Annotated in this window: 11 protein-coding genes and 1 pseudogene; 2 read left to right on the top strand and 10 right to left on the bottom strand. The window is 43.0% G+C overall.

The window, feature by feature from the left end:
- Positions 1-176: 176 nt before the first annotated feature.
- Entirely contained in the window at positions 177-1,097 is a 921-nt protein-coding gene (locus tag VYM24_RS11880) for a FecR family protein (RefSeq protein WP_330940113.1), read from the bottom strand.
- A gap of 185 nt (positions 1,098-1,282) precedes the next feature.
- Here VYM24_RS11880 and VYM24_RS11875 point away from each other — a divergent pair, with 185 nt between their 5' ends.
- Positions 1,283-1,846: an RNA polymerase sigma-70 factor gene (locus VYM24_RS11875; protein ID WP_291553260.1), complete on the top strand. Its 564-nt coding sequence runs from the start codon at positions 1,283-1,285 to the stop codon at positions 1,844-1,846.
- A 74-nt stretch (positions 1,847-1,920) separates the two neighbouring features.
- Here the strand turns inward: VYM24_RS11875 and VYM24_RS11870 are convergent, their stop codons facing one another.
- On the bottom strand, positions 1,921-2,289 hold the full coding sequence (locus VYM24_RS11870; protein ID WP_299096657.1) for a hypothetical protein: 369 nt from the start codon (positions 2,287-2,289) through the stop codon (positions 1,921-1,923).
- Positions 2,290-2,662: 373 nt separating this feature from the next.
- Between VYM24_RS11870 and VYM24_RS11865 the strand changes: the two are divergent.
- Positions 2,663-2,985: pseudogene (locus tag VYM24_RS11865) on the top strand (IS66 family transposase); the annotation flags it as partial.
- Positions 2,986-3,102: 117 nt separating this feature from the next.
- On the opposite strand, the gene VYM24_RS11860 reads toward VYM24_RS11865, so the two are convergent.
- The 8 genes from VYM24_RS11860 to VYM24_RS11825 form a co-directional block, all read right to left on the bottom strand.
- A complete protein-coding gene (locus tag VYM24_RS11860) occupies positions 3,103-5,376 on the bottom strand; it encodes a GH92 family glycosyl hydrolase (protein ID WP_299096659.1) in 2,274 nt (757 codons plus the stop codon).
- A gap of 25 nt (positions 5,377-5,401) precedes the next feature.
- Positions 5,402-7,357 carry a glycoside hydrolase family 97 protein gene (locus tag VYM24_RS11855; RefSeq protein WP_330942240.1) on the bottom strand — a complete coding sequence of 652 codons (1,956 nt, stop codon included), beginning with the start codon at positions 7,355-7,357 and terminating at the stop codon, positions 5,402-5,404.
- A gap of 133 nt (positions 7,358-7,490) precedes the next feature.
- Positions 7,491-9,449 carry a BT_3987 domain-containing protein gene (locus VYM24_RS11850; protein WP_330940112.1) on the bottom strand — a complete coding sequence of 653 codons (1,959 nt, stop codon included), beginning with the start codon at positions 9,447-9,449 and terminating at the stop codon, positions 7,491-7,493.
- Between the two features lie 35 nt (positions 9,450-9,484).
- Positions 9,485-10,630: a DUF1735 and LamG domain-containing protein gene (locus VYM24_RS11845; RefSeq protein ID WP_291534689.1), complete on the bottom strand. Its 1,146-nt coding sequence runs from the start codon at positions 10,628-10,630 to the stop codon at positions 9,485-9,487.
- A gap of 12 nt (positions 10,631-10,642) precedes the next feature.
- Positions 10,643-11,656 (bottom strand): glycoside hydrolase family 18, encoded by a 1,014-nt coding sequence (locus tag VYM24_RS11840; protein WP_073314851.1) that lies wholly within the window; start codon positions 11,654-11,656, stop codon positions 10,643-10,645.
- A 25-nt stretch (positions 11,657-11,681) separates the two neighbouring features.
- Positions 11,682-13,304 (bottom strand): SusD/RagB family nutrient-binding outer membrane lipoprotein, encoded by a 1,623-nt coding sequence (locus VYM24_RS11835; RefSeq protein ID WP_291553274.1) that lies wholly within the window; start codon positions 13,302-13,304, stop codon positions 11,682-11,684.
- Between the two features lie 13 nt (positions 13,305-13,317).
- The gene (locus tag VYM24_RS11830; protein WP_291553277.1) at positions 13,318-16,647 is read right to left on the bottom strand and encodes a SusC/RagA family TonB-linked outer membrane protein; all 3,330 of its coding nucleotides are present in this window, start codon (positions 16,645-16,647) and stop codon (positions 13,318-13,320) included.
- 190 nt (positions 16,648-16,837) lie between these two features.
- Positions 16,838-19,117, bottom strand: coding sequence for a GH92 family glycosyl hydrolase (locus VYM24_RS11825; RefSeq protein ID WP_224321937.1), 2,280 nt, complete (start codon positions 19,115-19,117; stop codon positions 16,838-16,840).
- Between the last annotated feature and the right edge of the window lie 30 nt (positions 19,118-19,147).

Raw genomic sequence — 19,147 nt, 5'->3', positions numbered from 1 at the left:
TAACTAAAGTTTATTACTCAATGAACTAAGGTTTGATTCCCGGTTAGCGTTTGCGAGACTCTTTTCCGCGAATCTTTAAAATCTCCTGGAAGGAGGCTGTGGGGACAGCTTTCTTCCTTTTTTGTTTTTCATTTCTTTATGCTATATCATAGGCTCTTCAGGTTTTTAAAAGGTTACTAATATAAGTTGACTGTAATTTTTGTCTTCGTAAAGGTAGCATCCGCCTGTTGCGCCGCATCTTCCACCTTCCACTTCAGTGCTGCCGATTTTGCCAGATAATCCAATATCTGCGGCAAAGTTTCGCTCCGGAAAGTAGCCCGGTATCTATATTCTTTTCCAGACCTATTGTTAAACTGAATTTCCACATTGAAATGCCGTGACAGACGCTTGAAGATTTCTTCCAGCGATGCATTTCTGAATATTAATTTTCCATCTTTCCAGGCTACCTTCTCGTAAACATCCACTTTATGCTTTGTCCATTTCTGACTCTGTTTCTCGTAAATCAACTGTTCACCGGGCGACAATACCATTGTTTCCCGATTGGGGGTTATCACATTTACCTTACCTTTTTCCAGCACAGTTTCTATACAGTCATCCTCCTCATAAGCAGCTACATTGAACTTCGTACCATATACATATACGCTCAACCCATTCGATGTGTTTACATAAAAAGGACGTTCCCTGTCGGCCTGAACTTCAAAATACGCCTCACCTTTCAGATCTACATTCCGATTGTCTTTCCGGAACACCGTCGGATAACGCAGAGTACTGCCGGCATTCAACCATACTACAGAGTGGTCAGGAAGTTCATATCGTATCACTGATCCCATGGCTGCCGTTACTTCGGCATATTTCTCGTCTACTACCGGTTTATGGAAATACAGATATCCCAAAGTCAACGAAGCCAGCAACAATGGCAACGTCAAAAATGCAGCGTAACGCATACATTGATTGTAAATCATCTTCCGCCGACTGCTTTTTATCTTTTGTCGCATCCGCCGATAAGCATGCTCCACATCAATAGATTCTATTTCTTTAATATCATCTCCCAATGCCTGCGCTTTTTGTAGCAATGATTCGGGATTCAAATTTTCCATAACTCCTGTTCAAAAAAAATGTATTTATAATTGCAATTACATATATAATACAACTGGGATTTTTAAAAGGGACAAGCAAACTGAGATTTTTTTTCATTCCGGCAAAAAAAAGAAGAAAAAGAGCATTATGTTACTTTCTTATTATATATTTGCCCGATTAAAACGCTTCAACAAATCTAATTAGTATGAAAATATCTTTCCTAAGACATGATAAGGAACAGGCTTTCAAGCTACTTTACGAGGAATATTACGCACCTTTCTGTCTGTATGCAAAAAGATTTATAGAAGATAAAGAAACACGAGAAGATATTGTTTCCGACGTATTTACTTCACTATGGGATAAAATAGAAACTTTTGAGGCAGACTCTGATACCACATTAGGCTACATTAAGATGTGTGTAAAAAATAGTTGTCTGAATTTCCTAAAACATCAGGAGTACGAATGGAATTATGCGGAAATAATCCGCAAAAAGACTCCTGTCTACGAAACCGAAGCGGACAGCGTATATACATTGGATGAACTTTACCGGATGCTATATGAGACTCTGAACAAACTTCCTGATAATTACCGTACCGTCTTTATCGAAAGTTTCTTCAAAGGGAAAACCCATGCAGAAATTGCAGAAGAGTTGAATCTCAGCGTGAAATCTGTCAACCGCTATAAACAAAGAACTATAGAATTGCTTCGCAATGAGTTGAAGGATTATTTACCTCTTCTACTCTTATTTATCGCTTCCGGAAGAGCTTAAGAAGAATACACACCGGATAAGTGACAAGCTACGCAGCCTTCTTTCCGAACCGAATCACTTTGACTCCATTCTTTTCATTTTTGACGGTGGCCGCCGTTATAAGGTCCCCTGTTTCCAGCCTTGGGATAAGTTCTGCTGAGGATTTGCTGTTGCCTTTGGGTCTTGTTCTTTTCCGTAGCTGTCCTTTCTGGCACTACTATCTTTATCCCTGTTGTTCCAATTTCAACAAAGATATTGACGGCCTTTGTGGTAGAGTGCTCCGATACACAGGTTCCCCCTTGCAGGAAGAGAGCTGTCATGTCTTTATAGAACGTTCCCGCCGTCAACTGTCCCTTCTGTATCGCACCGACAGTGAGTATATCATCTGGAATCCCGTCGCCTGAGTACAGGTTTGTATCGTCTGCACCGTGAGGAAGTCTCCATCGGTTTCCTTCCCATCCCATGGAGCCGCCTGAATGAGCTCCTGACCGTACACAAACCTTCCAGGAAACAGGCGTGGTCTAATCTGTAAGCTGCATGTTGGATTACTTGTCAAATAACATTCATCAATTCCGGTGTAAGTAAACCGTTCTTCCGGCAGGACTACACCTTTTCTCCCGGATGGCTACACCCTTTGGAGGTGATGGCCACACCATCCATAGAAAAGGGTGTAGCCTTGCAAAAGTTGTGCCATAGCTATCTCTTGAGCGGGTACAGGCCGGTTTTACTATATTCCGTCCCGATATCATCATGTAACATTTTCATACTTCCGAAAGTTTTTTGCAAAAAAGTGCTTCTTTAAATGAATATTAGCCGGAACGGAATTAGGAAGAAGTGAACGAGCTGCAGGAGCTGGTCCGTAACAGCTATTATGTCATGACCGATGAAACGCCTCACCCCGCTTTGGAGAATGACCGCCCGGGAACACTACACCTGTACTGTCGGGTGCATGTCAAGCGCAAGTTCGTGGAGGCCAAAGGAAATGATCCGCCAAGGACAAAGCATGCGTTGGACGAAATAGAGAAACTTTATGAGGTGGAGAGGAGAATAAAATCAATCCCAAAGAATGGATGGAGGATGTACTGATAAGAATGCAGGATACAGAAATGGAAAAAAGCAATGATTACTCTGGGTTGTTACCTTTTAACTGGAAGAAATGAACAACGGAGCTGCTCTACGTAAAACGCCTGTGATTTGGAAAATCTCAGGCGTTTTACGTAGAGCTGAGGAAACAAAGAGAGGTGCAAGAAACCGAATGCTTACGACCTCTTTTCGTCCTATTTCTTTTCAATCACCAGTTTATCCCCCATCGTCAACTCTAACGTTCCACCGTCCACAATATCCTGATGGTTGAAGAAAGGTTCCACCAACTCCCGACCGTTCAAAAGCATCTTCTGCACATACTTATTTTCGCGACTGTTGCCATGCGCTACAACTGTGAAAGTTTTTCCATCCTTCAGTTGTATGGTTGCCTTATTGAACAGCGGCCGGCCAATGGAATACACAGGCTTACCGGGACACACCTGATAGAATCCCATCGAATTGAGAATGAACCATGCCGACATCTGCCCACAGTCTTCGTTGCCCGACAAGCCGTCAGGATCATTGAAGTAAAGGGTATGAAGCACTTCGTCCACCAATTCCTGCGTTCTCCAAGGCTGACCGACATAATTATATAGATGTGCGATGTGGTGGCTTGGCTCATTTCCATGCGCATACTGCCCTATCAGACCTGAAATGTCAACGGATACCGATTCACCTTCCATAGCCGAAGGAGCGATGAACAAAGAGTCCAGCTTGCCGATAAAAGCCTCACGGCCTCCCATAAGATCCACCAATCCGTCCACATCATGAGGCACGAACCAAGTCCATTGCCAGGCGGTGCCTTCACAATAATCATCATTGCGGTGATTGGAAGAACGAGGATTGAAAGGCGTGCGCCAGTTACCTTCACTGTCCAGTCCGCGCATGAAGCGGGTGGAAGCGTCGAAATAAACCTGGTATCCTTTGGCGAACGCTGCATATTTCTCCTGATTAGGTCTATCACCCAGAGCTTCCGCCAATAGCGAAATGCACCAGTCATCATAAGCATACTCCAATGCTTTGGCCACCGATTCGTTGTCTTTATCGCAAGGCACATAGCCTATCTTGTTCTTCCAGTATTTGGCTTGCGGCATCAGATGAGGCAATACCAGCGGAGGACAGTGGATGCCGGTGGTATCATATTCCGCAGCACGGATGCAGGCTTTGTAGGCGTCTTGCACATCAAAATCACGATAACCTTTTGTGTAGGCATCGGCAATGATGGATGCGGCATGATAGCCAATCATGGTTCCGGTATAATTGCCTGCAAGTTCCCACATAGGGAAGATGCCGCCTTCGCGCTGCTTCAGGATGAGCGAACGGATAAAAGCCTGGTTCAAATCCGGATCGATAATCGTCATCAGGGGATGATAGGCACGGAAAGTATCCCACAAAGAGAAAACCGTGTAGACAGGATTTTTCACACTGCCTTGGTGGGGCTTCAGGTCCATGCCCAGATAGCGTCCGTCGGCATCCGTAAACAGATTGGGTTGTACACCCGTATGATAAAGTGCGGTATAGAACATAATCCGCTGGTCATCATCGTTGGTTTCAATATCTATTTTCGACAGATAATCGTTCCATGAATTGCGGGCGGCACTGCGCACACTGTCAAAGTCCCATCCGGGTATATCAGCCTCCACATTCCGGCGTGCTCCGTCCATATCCACGGCAGAAACTCCTACTTTCACAAGGACTTGTTCGCCGGCTCCGGTCTGAAACTGCAACAATGCTTTAGCCGTGGGCAGCAACGGTCCGCCTTCGTCCAGTGCCATAGAATCGGTCACCAAAGTATAGGTGAACGGTTTGGAGAACTTGGCATAGAAATTAATGTATTGGTCGAAAGCCCAATATACCGTCTTCTTACGCCCGCGTATCTCGGTGTCGCTGATTACTTCCAGTTCCATTTCTTCATTCGTCTGGCGTTGCAGACTGTAATCCAGGTCAAGGATGAATCCCGCATCTTCCGCTTTCGGGAAAGTATAACGGTGGATAGCCGCACGCCGGGTGGCGGTCAGTTCAGCCTTCACTTTATAGCGATCCAGGAACACCGAATAATAACCGGGCTGAGCCGTCTCGTTCTCGTGAGAGAAAGCGGAAGCATAAGCCATCTGCTGACTCTCCTCTCCCATCGGATGATAGTCCTGCTTGCCCACGGTAGGCATCAGCAACACATCACCATAATCTCCACAGCCTGTACCGCTGAGATGCGTATGCGAAAATCCGTTGATGGTAGAGTCAGCATAATAATAACCGGAACAAGCGTCCCATTGATAAATGCGTGTGTCGGGGCTGGGTTGAATCATTCCGTTAGGCACCACCGCCCCCGGATAAGTGTGCCCGTGTCCTCCCGTACCGATGAAGGGATTGACGTAGGATGAGTAATCCTGCATTGCCGGCGTACAACCGTACATCAGCAAAAGAAGACCGCTCATCAGCATAGAATTGATTTTCATGTTCTTCTTCATATTTTGATTGTATTACGTTTTCATGTCAGGCAGGCATAAAGCTGATGGCTTGTCCGCCGCCTCTTGCCATAGAGACTGTCAGGGTGTCATCGGCAGTCACCAGTTTCTCAATGATTTCATAAGCCGTAGGATTAAGTTCCCAGTCGGCACCCTCTCCATCGGCATAGATTAAGGCACGGTATACCCTACCCTTTTCCAAAAAGTCTAACTTAACATCCACTTTACGCGCTTCTTCATTCGTTGCAGCTCCCAGGAAGTACTTATCTTTTGCTCGACGGACAATGACCACAAACTCTCCCGGTTCACCGGCCAGCGCTTCCGACCAGTCACAGTCGGCATCAAAGTCGCGAAAGAACTGGAAAGCAGGATGTCCTTCGTAGTTCTCGATCATGTCCGCCGCCATCTGCAAGGGGGAGTAAAGTATCACCCAATTGGCTATCTGCTTTGCCAATGTGGTGTTGATGCGGCAGTCTTTGCTGTCCTTCATATTCCACTGCTTGCGGTGTGGGGACTTCTTGGCCCGCTCGTACATGATGTCGAATATGCCGGGCGTATAATCCATAGGACCTGCCAGCAAACGGGTGAAAGGCAGCATCACATGATGCTCGGGCGGATTACCTTCACTCCAGGCGTTCCATTCCATACCACGGGCACCCTCACGGGTCATCATGTTGGGATAGGTGCGACGGATACCCGTATCTTTGATAGGTTCGTGCACGTCGAGCGTAGTATGATATTTAGCGGCGGTCTCCACTACTTTACGGTAATGGCGCACGTTGTATTGCCCGTGATGGTTGTGCCCGTTGGGGAGTCCGCCGGCATAACCGGTCTTCACACTATGGACGCCCAGGTCGGCATACCATTTGTAGGCTTTATCCAGCTGCTTCTCGTAGTTGAGGATGTTGCCACCGGTTTCATGGTGTCCGATAATCTCAACGCCTTTTTCACGGGCGTAGCGGGCTATCTCTTTTATATCGAAATCAGCATAGGGCTTAGTGTAGTCAAATGTCTGCGTCCCGCCCCAGTTTTCCCAGCCTTCGTTCCAGCCTTCGTACATCACTGCTTCTATGTTGTTGGCGGCGGCAAAGTCAATATATCGTTTGGCATTCCCGGTGGTAGCGCCGTGACGGTCGTTGATGACCCAGCTTTCCACGCCCAGATGCATTCCCCACCAGATGCCCACATATTTCATCGGACGTATCCAGTCCGTGGTTTCCAGTGCACACGGTTCGTTCAGGTTGAGGATGAGTCCTGAGTTAATCAGTCCCACTGCTTTCGGGGCAATCTGCAAGGTGCGCCAGGGAGTTTTAAAACGTCCTCCGGCTATGCGGGCTTTTATGCCGTCGGGCCAGGGAGCCAGTTCGGCCTTGAAGTGGCAACCTCCGGTATTCTTCAGTGTCATTTCGGGGAAGTCCGTCAATGCGGCTTCGTGGATGCTGGCGTATATGCCGCCTGTCTTGAAGGTCATGGGAGTATTGGCATTGTCTATCCGGCTGACAGGCTGTGTACGATATAGCAATTCGTATGTTTCAGAATTGGCAGGTATGGACCACGAAGTGCCATCCTGTGCTATATTGAACGCAGTCAGTTCGTCTGTCACCAGAATACTGTCAGCTCCGGGAACTTCATATTCATAGCGAAATCCTAATCCATCATCGAAAATGCGGAAACGCAAAGTCAGTTTCGTGTTTACCGCATCGGACAAGTGAACAACCATTTCGTTGTAATGGTTGCGGATGGTTTTGTTTTCTCCCCAAGGTTGGGTCCAGGTTTCGTCATGGGTGGTGAAGTCGGTGTTTATGACCTTGAAACCTTCGGCAAGATTCACTCCGTCCTTGGCTGTGAAACCTAATAAAGAAGGGGTGATGAAGACGGTGTCTCCTACACTGACTTGATAAGTCATGCTATTATTACCGTCCAAAGCAAAGGCTAAACGGATGTGCCCATCGGGAGAAGTGACCTCTGCCTGTTTGAGAGGCATACAACCGCTCAACAGAAAAGAGAAAAATAGGACTAATGATATAAGATGCTGTTTCATGCTGCTGATTATATTACGAGCCTCATCCTGAGGTCAAGACAAGGCTCGTATTGACAAAGGTTAAACACTAATCTTATCAGTTCTTCACCAATGTGTAATTTTCTGTAATATGATATTTCACATCCATATGGGGCGGAACAAATGTTCCATCCACATCATGACATGGATCAATACCCCAGCGGTTGCCAGGTCCGGTCATATTAATAACTGTTCCGCCTACAGTGACGTATCCGCTGATCGGGTTCGTATAATCATAGAAACTCCAGACATTTACCTTTCCATATGTTCCCAAACGCATTTCCCATGTGATGGGATCCGCTTCGTCTGCTTCATGAATTGTTTGCGGACAAGAAATATAGATAAACCCGTCATAATCATTGTACTCCATTACCAACGGATATTTATTGGTAATTTCAGGATAAGTACCCCAGCCATATACATAATAACTCTTTCCTGCTTCCTTTTCCTCAATACGGATGTTGAACTTTTGCGAACCACCCCAATCCCACCAACGTGGATTATTCTCTTCATCTACATATACATACAAAGAATTGCTGGAAGTAACTGACCATTCACCCAGATAGGATTCGTAAATAGCCCTCGTAGCGTTAATGGTACTGAAACCGGTTCTTTCATAATACTTACCAGTCCACTCTACTTCGTCATCATACAGCACTTTAGATACTGCTGTGAAGTAATGGTCGTAACTAAAAATTCCAGGTTCAGGATTATAGAACACCTGCAAACCATATCCGGCATCTTTCAAATCCTGAATAGTTTCTTGATTAAAGTTATCCCAACCACCAGTATATTCTTTGTTAATCTTCAATGAATAAGGACCATACTTAGACTTAGGCAGCCCTGCAAAGTTTTCCTCACGCCCTTTCGCATATCTCTGATAAGTTCCATAGCACATATAATCCACCAATTCACCTGCACTTTTGCCCTCCACAGAACCGTTAGGAGCATCATATAGCAGATATTCATAAATACCTAATAATTTGTCAGGCATAATCTTACGGCACTCATACATCAGGCGGCAATAATTTGCACTGGAACGCTCTTCAAACCCCGGACTTGGATTCTCCGAATAATTTGAATACTCATCGTCAAAATCGAAACCATCCAAACCATAAATATCAGCATAAGCTTTCAATTCCTTAGCAAAATCTTCGGCAGCTTCCTTAGATAAACTACTCATACCGGATTCATCGTGATTGCCCAGTATAGTCATATTCACCTTAATACCTTTTGCCTGCAAAGGACGAATAATCTGATCAGCATTCTTCAACAAGAAAGAAACTTGATCATTACAAAATATATGCGCACGTCCCGTTTTACTATCCACGTTGATATTAGCGGCAAAAATGCTGACTACATCAAAGAAAGGAGTCCCATCCTTAGCCATCGTATATTCACCGCAGTTCAGAATATTTTCATTATTCACCTCTACAAAACAAAGTGTTTTAACATCACGAGCAGTTCCACGCACAGGATATGTAGGTTGTGGCTTTACCAAATAAATGTATGTCTGATTGTTGGTAGAAACAGTTGCACCACCGTCTGCTGTAGCTGAAATAGCTACAGCGTAAGTTGTACCTATCGTGCCTCCCGCACTGATATTCAATTCCATCGAAGCAGACTTCTTTTCACCGGCCTTCACTGTAATCTTACCACCATTAGCTAAACCCAATTTATCAACCGGATACATTTCGTAAGATGTATTATTGGCCTCATTATATGCTTCCAAAGCATCTTTGTCTATTTTGAAAGTCACCGCAACATCCTGCTCTGCTACCTTAGTCAGCTCAAAGAAAAGATGTCCTGTTCCCGCTTTATCTCCAAATAGAGTAATTGGAGTGAGTTCACGCGCTCCGGCTGCAGACCTTACATAGCCATATACACCGTCCACAGTCTCTAACTTGTCAGTAGACCCACTTATTGTAAGATCATCTTCACAGCCAGTAAAGACTGTTCCGGTGCATACAAATACGGCAGCCACCAAACTTAATTTTATATTATTCAGATATTTCATAATAAGCATCTGTTTTTTTATTTAAAGAAAATGATTTATTTCTCAGGCAATGCCACTTCAACCCAGGAAATCGGGTCTAGAGCCATCCCATTATTTCCGTTACCTGTATAATCAGTAACTGTCTGACCTGTTCCTTCATCAAACTTCCAGTAAGCCACCAGTCCTTCCGAATCCGGTTCCACCAAATAAAAATGGTTTTTAGCATTGATTTCGTCCGCAGTCAATACTTTGTTCCAGATGCGACATTCTGAAATTTCACCTTCCAACCAACGGTCACGGTTATAAGAATGACCAATCCAAAAACCATTGCCTTCATCTGTCATGGTTTGCCCCCAGTTTACAGCACCAGCATCTACCGTATCTTCCAGTTTATTCTTACCATTAATATAAACTATCATCTTCTTGGCATCCGCATCATATGTTACAGCAATATGTACCCACTCTCCCGTAGGAATAGACAGGTCGGCAGAGGTTACGTTGTGATCCGGATTAGCAATCTGCAACTGATTCTGCGGAATGCCGGCATCTCCAATACGTATCAGGAATTTTCCTTCAATGCCCATAATCGTCGTAAGCATCTTGTCGAACTTGCTGACACGAATCAGTGCTTCAGCTGTCATTTGTCTCAGATTATTAGCCACTTCCGGCCTCTTCCAATCTACATGAATAGAATTTTTGGTAATATTACCCACCACATTTATCAATGCGGCACCCTTCAAGACATAATACATGGTACGTGCACTTTGTAAAACATCAATGCCTGCCTGTTCAATGGTTACGGGCAATACATATACCTGTTCACTATCCAAACTTAACAGATTCTTGAATTTTACCATTACAGCCTCCGAGGTAACAGTACCTGCCGGAATAACAAGTTCTGTATTCTCTAAAGAATAGTATTCCACCGGCAGACTCTGAGCCTTATCATAATAAACGGCATTATACATTTCAACCAAAGACATATCGGCCTTTAAAGACACGTTTATATCTTTTTCTTCAGGTTTAGCCAAAGCCAATTGGAATTGACCTTCCGCTGTTTCTGTCTTCAGCAATACAGTGCTGGCCTTGACAGAAGTGCTTATATACACACGGTTATCGAAATTCTCAGTATCATCGCTGCAAGCTGCAAACATCCCAGCCAATAATGCTATTGATACTAAATATAAATTTTTCAGTTTCATAATATTATTCTTTTATTTACGAGGAGAAGGATTCATAATATTAATAGCCTCTTTCACACATGGATATATAGCATCAGCATTATAATAATCATTCTGAATGTTGTATATCGCAATACCAGCTCTGGTATAGTCAGCAGAGGGTTCCGTAATCCAATAAGCAGCTTCTTTAATAGCTCTTGCCTTTTCATAAAATCCAGTTTTGGTGTCGGCAGCATCCATAGAGATAGTCGAAACCGCCACAACAAAACGATCTGTCGGGGTACCAGCCGAAAGCATAGCCTTACGTGCAACTACCGATAATTCCTCAACAGCATCTACGTCATCCGTTGCCAGAATGATATGACGGCATTCTGACAGTACAGATTGCCCTATCAGATTCTCCGGATAGCCCTGAAAAGTTAACAACTTATTTGTATTGGCTTGTTTCCAGGCCATAACAGTTCCCCAAAAAATATCCTGATTCGCCTTGGCCTCTTCCTTATCAGCCGCAGACATATAAATAGGATTTTTTCCTTTGTATTCTGCAATTATACCGTCAAAAGAAGATTCATAACTTATCAGCCTATCTACTTCTGCCTTCAAATAAACACTAAAAGTACCTGTCTCTACCCCCTCTTTCACTTTATCTGTATATTCTTTCTGTATGCGGTCAAAACTGATTGTAAAAACCACTTTTGTACCTTTTCTACGTACAGTAGCCATATCCGCTAACTCAAATTCAGCCAAATCCGCCGGATACATCATCGAAACAACATCCAAGCTGTCGGGAATATCCGAAATGTGATGAGCACGACTGTAAGGTGCTTTTACACTATTGTCAAACCAAGCGTATGCCACCTTATGGTCGTCAGAACTTTTATATGCATTCAAGTTCTCCAAATATTTGGCATAAAGTTCCGGACTCTGTTCTTCGAGTCCCGGGCGATTGATATCGATACTTTCAACATCAGTACATGATACCAACAAAGCCATGGTCAATATGGGAAGCAACGCTCCAAATATCTTATTACTTTTATTTCTTTTCATACTATTCAATGATTATTTTGAGTAATTATTTAGCAGGCTTACAATCCCACCAGATTCGGGTTGCCATTGTATCACCTTTCTTATTACTTGATTCCTTAGTAAGTGCAGAAACAGCGGCATCGAGATTTTCGCCATTCTCACGATACTCATCAGCAGGATAAGATAAACGGCGTGCTCCCTCAGCATCATCCACTACCCCGTCACTTAGATTGTGCATCGCAGGCATCAACTTAGGATATCCTGTACGACGATATTCCGACCATGCTTCCATAGTGCTCGGGAAAATAGCAATCCACTTCTGAGTAATGATTCTTTCCAGCTTCGTTTCAAAATCTGCCGCATCATCCCAAGCAACAGTTATCGTAGAATTAGTAGAGCCTGAGTAATCATATTTCTGCCCATCCTCACCCTTTAACGGGTCTTTGTAGACAGTTGGTAATCCTGTAGAATTAGTCAGATAAGCAGAAGCACCTGAAACACCACGCTCATCAAAAGAAAGACTAACAGCTTCTTCATACAGTGCTTTAGCCGTTCCACCCATATTCCACCCACGAAGAGCACCTTCTGCCCGTAAGAAAGTGACTTCTGAAGCTGGGAAGATAAGCATATTATCACTCACCGTCACCTTCATACAAGAATAACCTTGAGACCATGAATTATACTGTCCCTGTCTGATACCACGACGCAGACCAACATAGTCTTCCGTACCTTTATAAGCTCCTTTCGTAGCAAACGTAGACTTATCATAATAAACTTCACGACGAGGATCACTATAACCATTCATGTAACAAACCAAATCAGCAGAAATACGAGCATCACCCCAGTTTGGCATGAAACGTTCCCATGGATTGTGATCCACAACTTTATGGTAAGCACCATCCGTACTTACAGTCATTACACCGATTTCCGAATTAACTGCTTCTTCAGCTTTTTGCTTTGCCAGACTCTCGTTAACATATACAATACGCATAGCCATACGAAGTTTCACAGAATTAGCAAACTTAGCCCATGCTTTGGTATTACCACCATAAATACGATCACCACTGGGATTGAAATTCTGAGCAGAATAAGTAGTAAGTACATCTATAATGTTATCCAAATCTTCAAACATTTTCTTATAAACTTGTTCCTGAGAATCGTAGCCCGATTTTAAGGCATTGTTAACACCCACCTGAGAATAAGGTATCGGACCATACGTATCAGTCACGCGCAACATAGTGCAAATGCGGTATAACTCTGCCAATGAGAGATATACTTCATCCTCACATTGCTCTTTCAACTGAAAGTAATTGGGATAGAATTTATCATAAAAATCCGCAAAAGGTATTCTCAGCCAAGCCTCAGACGGATTATAAGTAGCAAAACGCCCCGACCAGCCGGTACCTAAGTTAGAGTCTGCAACATAACCGGAAAATCCGCCAGGCATTAAACAATCCACATACTGAGAAAAGTTTTCCTGTTCAGGCATCATCACATCCTGCATATTCAACAGAAGTGCACTAAACAAGTAATCGTCTGGCAACATCTGATCCAAATCCGGTTCATGCGGATTCTTGTTATAGTCTATATAATCTCCTGTACAAGCCACACTACCGAACAATATTGCTCCCGCAGCCATGATTTTTGCTATTGTACTATTTATTTTCATACTTTTCAATCTTTTAGAATTTAAGTTTCAAATTGAATCCCACGCTACGCAAGCTTGGCATCATAAAGTAATCTACACCCTGATAATAGTTATTACTTGTGGAAGCCACAGCCTCTGGATCGAAAGGAGCCTTACTATAAATCATCCACAAATTGCGTCCTACCAAAGAAAGGGTAATATCCATCACATTCTTCAATTTAGCTCTGGGAATAGTATAACTAATAGATGCTTCTTGCAAACGTAAGTTAGTGGCACTATAAGTATACATTTGCGGAATACCGCTATCGCCACCTATCGCTGTGTACCACTTTTCCGCACTAACTACATCTCCCCCATTGATGATTACACCACCATTGTCACGTGCTATAGCCGAAGCTTCAGATACCCCATTAGCATCAAGAGTAGCTTGTGTAGCCGAATAAACAATGCCACCCAAACGAGCCGTCAGCAAGAAACCAAAACCAAAGTTCTTATATTGAAAATCATTGCGCCATGCCATATTAGCTTTAGGAAATACAGAGCCAAGCTTTATTCCTTCTTTCAAACTCTCTGTCTTAACAGAACCGTCAGCATCCACATAGATATTATTATTGGCATCACGCTTCAAATCGGACATAGAATAGAGATCGCCCAAGGAACCACCTTCTTTCAAAATAAAGTGAGCATTCGACAATCCTTTCATATCCAGTTGTGTCTTAGAAATTACTTCACCTGTCACCGGATGTACATACCCGTCAATCAAACTAAGTATCTTGTTTTTATTGGCACTGAATGTATAATTGGTGTTCCAAGTAAATTTATTCCAAGTATTCTTATAACCCAAAGAAAGCTCAACACCACGATTACGTACATTACCAGTCTGCGCATAGAAAGTACTATAACCTCCGGTAGGTAATTCTTGGGTGTCCATAGTCTGATTATAAGTTTTAGTATTATAGAATGAAACATCTAAGTTAAAGTTCTTCAGGAAACGAACTGTAAGACCGACTTCCCAAGAGTCAGTACGTTCGGGTTTCAAATCATACAAAGGATAAGCTGACTTTGTACTATACTTACCTGTTGAGCTATCCCATTCAAAAGTAGGATAAGCCAAGAAACGCTTGAATGGCAAACCTACCGATGCCCATGAAGCACGCAGCTTAAGATATGAAATACTTTCCGGCAAAGTTAATATCTCAGACAAAAGAACTGAAGCACCCACTGAAGGATAGAAGAAAGACTTCTGTACAGACTTTGGACCTGCCAGTTGTGAAGGCCAGTCATTACGTCCTGTCAATGTCAGATAATAAGTATTTCTATAGCCAACCTCCGCAGAAGCGAAAACAGACTGCGTTTGTTCACGATAACCAGTTTCCTCACGCTTGGTGGTCTGCTTGTCCAACTGAGTTATTGAAAAATAGTTAGCCAAGCCATCAGCTGGAATAGGGCCTTTCACACCCATCGCTTCTGAACGAGTATCTGAATAAGAAGCACCAATATTAGCTGTCAACGACCAATCTTCACCAAAACGTTTATTAATATTAATCAAAAAGTCTGCATATGTTTGTTTATCACGTGTATTCGTTACACCATAATAACCATTTTCAGAACCTTCAGCAATAGTCGGTTCAGTTGATGCATAATATTTCTGAGTATAATTATTCAATGAATTGTCAATACGCACACGTCCGGCAATATTCAACCAATCCAAAATATCATAGGACAAAGATGCACTCAACATATAACGATCTTTATCGTTCTCACGCAAATTACGATAGTTAATCCAATAAGGATTCTGCAAACGATATGAACCACCACCCTGTGGCCAATATTGCGTATATAATTTACGAACTGGATCATAGCGTTCAAACATCTTATATTCTTCCCAATCGTTGCCACGTGGGAATAAATAAGCAGAAGCTACAGGATTGGCATAAATACCTTGATTAGTCATATTACGGTCTTTCTGCATAATGTATTGCGCACCTACATCCAACGTCATCTTATCGTTCAGGAGTTGAGTCGTATTACGGAATGTAAAGTTATAACGTTCATATTTATTATTAGGGACAATACCACGAGAATTTACAGCAGCAGCTGATAAGTAAGTTTGATTATGCTCTGAACCGGTAGATAGCGAAAAAGTTTCCGTCCCAATAATACCAGTCTGGAAATAATCACTTTTTGGATCATAGCCATAACGATTGCTGGAATTTAAGCGGGTTCCCCAGCTTCCGTCAGTACCTGACGTACCATACCAATCCTGAAATTTGGGCATCACAAAAGGATTCAACATCTCAGTATTACTAGATACTGTTAAAGAAACACGTCCTGCTGCACCTTTCTTAGTCGTGATAACAATAGCACCATTGGAAGCGTTACTACCATACAAAGCGGCAGCGGCAGCACCTGACAACACAGACATCGATTCAATATCTTCCGGATTAATATCGGCAATAGCCTCAGTAGTACCTTGTGAGTCAAACTCACTTGAACCACCGGCAGAACTTAGACTATACATAGGGATACCGTCAATTACATAAAGTGCATTTGAAGACTGTTCAATTCCTCTGGAACCACGCATCACTACTTTACTTGCACCACCGACACCTGAAGAAGAAGCATTGATATTCAAACCGGCAACCTTACCATTCAAAGAATTGATAAAGTTCGCATCCTTCACTGCTAAAGCTGACTCTGCATTTACTTGAGTTACATTATAACTCAGTGCTTTTTCTGCACGCTTGATACCCAAAGCAGTTACCACCACCTCTTCTATCAGTTGTGAGTCAGTTTCCAACATCACATTGATAGCATTCTGTCCTTTGGCTGCAACCTCCTGTGGCTTGTAACCCACATAGGAGAACTGTACCACCGGATTTGCCTCAGTAGTAGTCAGCGTAAAGTTACCATCAAGGTCAGTGATACACCCAATGCTTGTACCCTTTATTAATACATTCACACCGATAAGAGGTCCCATATCATCCGATACCTGTCCGGTAATGGTCCGTTCTTTACCTTGCTGATTACCTTCTTGCGGTGCAGCAGACTTCTCTGAAAGATAAACAATATTATCTTCTACTTTAAAAGAAATGTTTTTTCCTTTCAAGATAGCATTCAAGGCATCTTCTATAGATGCGTTCTTCACTTTGACATTCTCCACTGCCATAGTAGCGAGCTTGTCGTCATAGAAAAATTGATACTTAGATTGAGATTTGATCTGTTCGATAACTGTACCTAACGTCGTACGAGAGACATTCAAATTCAGTTGGGCAAAGGTCCACTGAACGGATACAGTCATGAAGAACAAGACTAATAAAGCTCGTAGAAATTTCGAACTTTGAAAAGCATGATTGTTGTTCATAAACAAAGTTTAAAGGTTACACATTGGTTAATTTTAATCGGCCGGGAGATTCTATTTCCTGGTCGTCATATATAAAACAACGACTATAAAAAATACACTTACTACAAAATGATATTTTTTTTCATTAAATGAAAAAGGGAATAGTTTTATTTCCTATTCCCTTCTTCTTTACATTATTAACTTCAGTTTTTTATTTCTTTTTTATTTCATTGGAGAAAGAATACGGGTAATCTTCCGCCTGTGTTCCTCGTTGTAAATTAGGTTTGCTACCCATATCAAATTTCAAGACACCGCCCTTTAGCAGATCTCCATGCTTCAGATAATTCTTCGTATACGTGTTTCCATCCAAGCGAAGCGATTCGATGTACATATTTTCAGAACTATTATTAGCAGCATCGATCACCAATGAATTACCATTTTCAAAATGAAGCGTTGCTTTTTTAAACAAGGGAGCACCCAAGACATACTCATCGGTTCCCGGACAAACGGGATAGAAACCTAATGCCGAGAATACATACCAGGCAGAAGTCTGCCCGTTATCTTCATCTCCACAATAGCCGTCAGGACCGGGCGTGTACATGCGATTCATCACCTGACGCAACCAATACTGAGCTTTCCAGGGCTGACCGGCATAATTATACATGTAAATCATGTGCTGTATCGGTTGGTTGCCATGAGCATAATTACCCATATTCATCACCGTCATCTCACGTATTTCATGGATTACCTGGCCATAGTAGCTGTCATCGAATAAAGGAGGAACGATAAATACCGAGTCCAACATTTCAACAAAGACTTTTTCACCACCCATCAGATCAATCAAACCTTGAGGATCGTGGAATACAGACCAGGAATAATGCCAGCTGTTTCCTTCCGTAAAGGCATCTCCCCACTTCAAGGGTGAGAAAGGAGCCTGGAACTGTCCATCCTTATTGCGTCCACGCATCAACAGGCTTTCCTTATCGAACACATTTTTATAATTCATAGCACGGTCAGCAAAAAGCTTCAGTTCCTTCTTCGGACGGTTCAGGGCTTTTGCCATCCGGTAGATGCACCAGTCGTCATAGGCATATTCCAAAGTGCGGGCAGTGTTCTCATTGATTTTCACATCGTAAGGAACATATCCCAATTCATTATAGTATTCATAACCGAGGCGACCGGTAGAAGAAACTTCCGGATGCACATTCTTTGTTCCGTGGATAAGACCTTCGTACAAGGTAGTTACATCATCCACTTTAACACCTTTCAGATAAGCGTCGGCAAGTACAGAAGCGGAGTTATTACCGATCATACAACCGCGATGTCCCGGACTTGCCCATTCGGGGAAGAAGCCACTTTCCTTATACGTATTGATAAGACCTTCCTGTATCTGTTTGTTTACTGAAGGGTACATCAGGTTGAGGAAAGGGAACAGACAACGGAAAGTATCCCAAAAGCCTGTATCAGTATACATATATCCGGGCAAAACTTCTCCATTATAAGGACTGTAGTGAACTGGATTTCCAGCCTCGTCAAACTCAAAGAAAGCACGCGGGAAGAGTACTGAACGGTACAAGCAGGAATAGAAAGTGCGATACTGATCAAGGTTACCTCCATCCACTTCTATTTTTCCCAATACCTGATTCCAGGCATCTTGTCCTTTCTGAACCAAAGTTTCAAAACTGTCACTCCCCAGCTCTTTCAGATTTCTGTCTGCTTGCTCAAAACTGATAAAGGAAGAAGCCACACGGGCATGTACAATTTCTCCCTTACGGGTTTTGAAACCGATGATGGCTCCCGCATGTCCTGCTGTTTGTTCACTCTGGTTTTCAACCAAAGCACCGTCAGCAACAGAAGCCTGATAACTGAAAGGCTTATCAAATTCTACAACGAAATAGTTCTTGAAGTTATCAGGAACTCCACCGCTGTTACGGGTGGTGTATCCGATTATCTTATTCTGCTCAGGAATGATCTTAATATAAGAGCCTTTATCAAAAGCATCTACTACAACATATGAATTCTCGTTCTCAGGGAAAGTAAAACGGAACAAAACGGCACGTTCAGTGGGGGTAAACTCTGTCACAACATCATGTTCGGCAAGATACACCTTATAATAATAAGGTAATGCGACCTCTCCTTTGTGTGAGAACCAACTGGCACGTTTGTCTTCATCAAACTCTGGTTTGCCTGTTACAGGCATGATGGAGAACTGACCGTAATCATTAATCCACGGACTGGGCTGGTGGGTCTGCTTGAAACCACGAATCTTATTAGCAGTATATACATATTGCCAGCCATCTCCCATCTTTCCGGTCTGCGGAGTCCAGAAATTCATACCCCAAGGGCGTGCGATAGCCGGATATGTATTTCCCGTAGAAAGTTCAAAAGAAGACAATGTCCCCATCAGCGGGTTGACGTATTGCGTAAAATCTTTGGCTTGAGCCCAGAGAGCACAGCCTAAACAGCAAATCGATAAAAGCAGTTTCCTCATATTATTATGTTTTAAGATTATATACTTCCG

The organism is Bacteroides sp. MSB163 (assembly GCF_036416795.1).
Taxonomy (GTDB): Bacteria; Bacteroidota; Bacteroidia; order Bacteroidales; family Bacteroidaceae; genus Bacteroides; species Bacteroides maternus.
The sequence above is the reverse complement of the archived record's forward strand: the minus strand, read 5'-3'. Positions and strand labels throughout refer to the sequence as shown.

Excerpts from the sequence above, each read along its gene's own strand:
- VYM24_RS11880 (WP_330940113.1), bottom strand. The coding sequence starts at position 1,097 with ATGGAAAATTTGAATCCCGAATCATTGCTACAAAAAGCGCAGGCATTG.
- VYM24_RS11875 (WP_291553260.1), top strand. The coding sequence starts at position 1,283 with ATGAAAATATCTTTCCTAAGACATGATAAGGAACAGGCTTTCAAGCTA.
- VYM24_RS11870 (WP_299096657.1), bottom strand. The coding sequence starts at position 2,289 with ATGGGATGGGAAGGAAACCGATGGAGACTTCCTCACGGTGCAGACGAT.
- VYM24_RS11860 (WP_299096659.1), bottom strand. The coding sequence starts at position 5,376 with ATGAAGAAGAACATGAAAATCAATTCTATGCTGATGAGCGGTCTTCTT.
- VYM24_RS11855 (WP_330942240.1), bottom strand. The coding sequence starts at position 7,357 with ATGCCTCTCAAACAGGCAGAGGTCACTTCTCCCGATGGGCACATCCGT.
- VYM24_RS11850 (WP_330940112.1), bottom strand. The coding sequence starts at position 9,449 with ATGAAATATCTGAATAATATAAAATTAAGTTTGGTGGCTGCCGTATTT.
- VYM24_RS11845 (WP_291534689.1), bottom strand. The coding sequence starts at position 10,630 with ATGAAACTGAAAAATTTATATTTAGTATCAATAGCATTATTGGCTGGG.
- VYM24_RS11840 (WP_073314851.1), bottom strand. The coding sequence starts at position 11,656 with ATGAAAAGAAATAAAAGTAATAAGATATTTGGAGCGTTGCTTCCCATA.
- VYM24_RS11835 (WP_291553274.1), bottom strand. The coding sequence starts at position 13,304 with ATGAAAATAAATAGTACAATAGCAAAAATCATGGCTGCGGGAGCAATA.
- VYM24_RS11830 (WP_291553277.1), bottom strand. The coding sequence starts at position 16,647 with ATGAACAACAATCATGCTTTTCAAAGTTCGAAATTTCTACGAGCTTTA.
- VYM24_RS11825 (WP_224321937.1), bottom strand. The coding sequence starts at position 19,117 with ATGAGGAAACTGCTTTTATCGATTTGCTGTTTAGGCTGTGCTCTCTGG.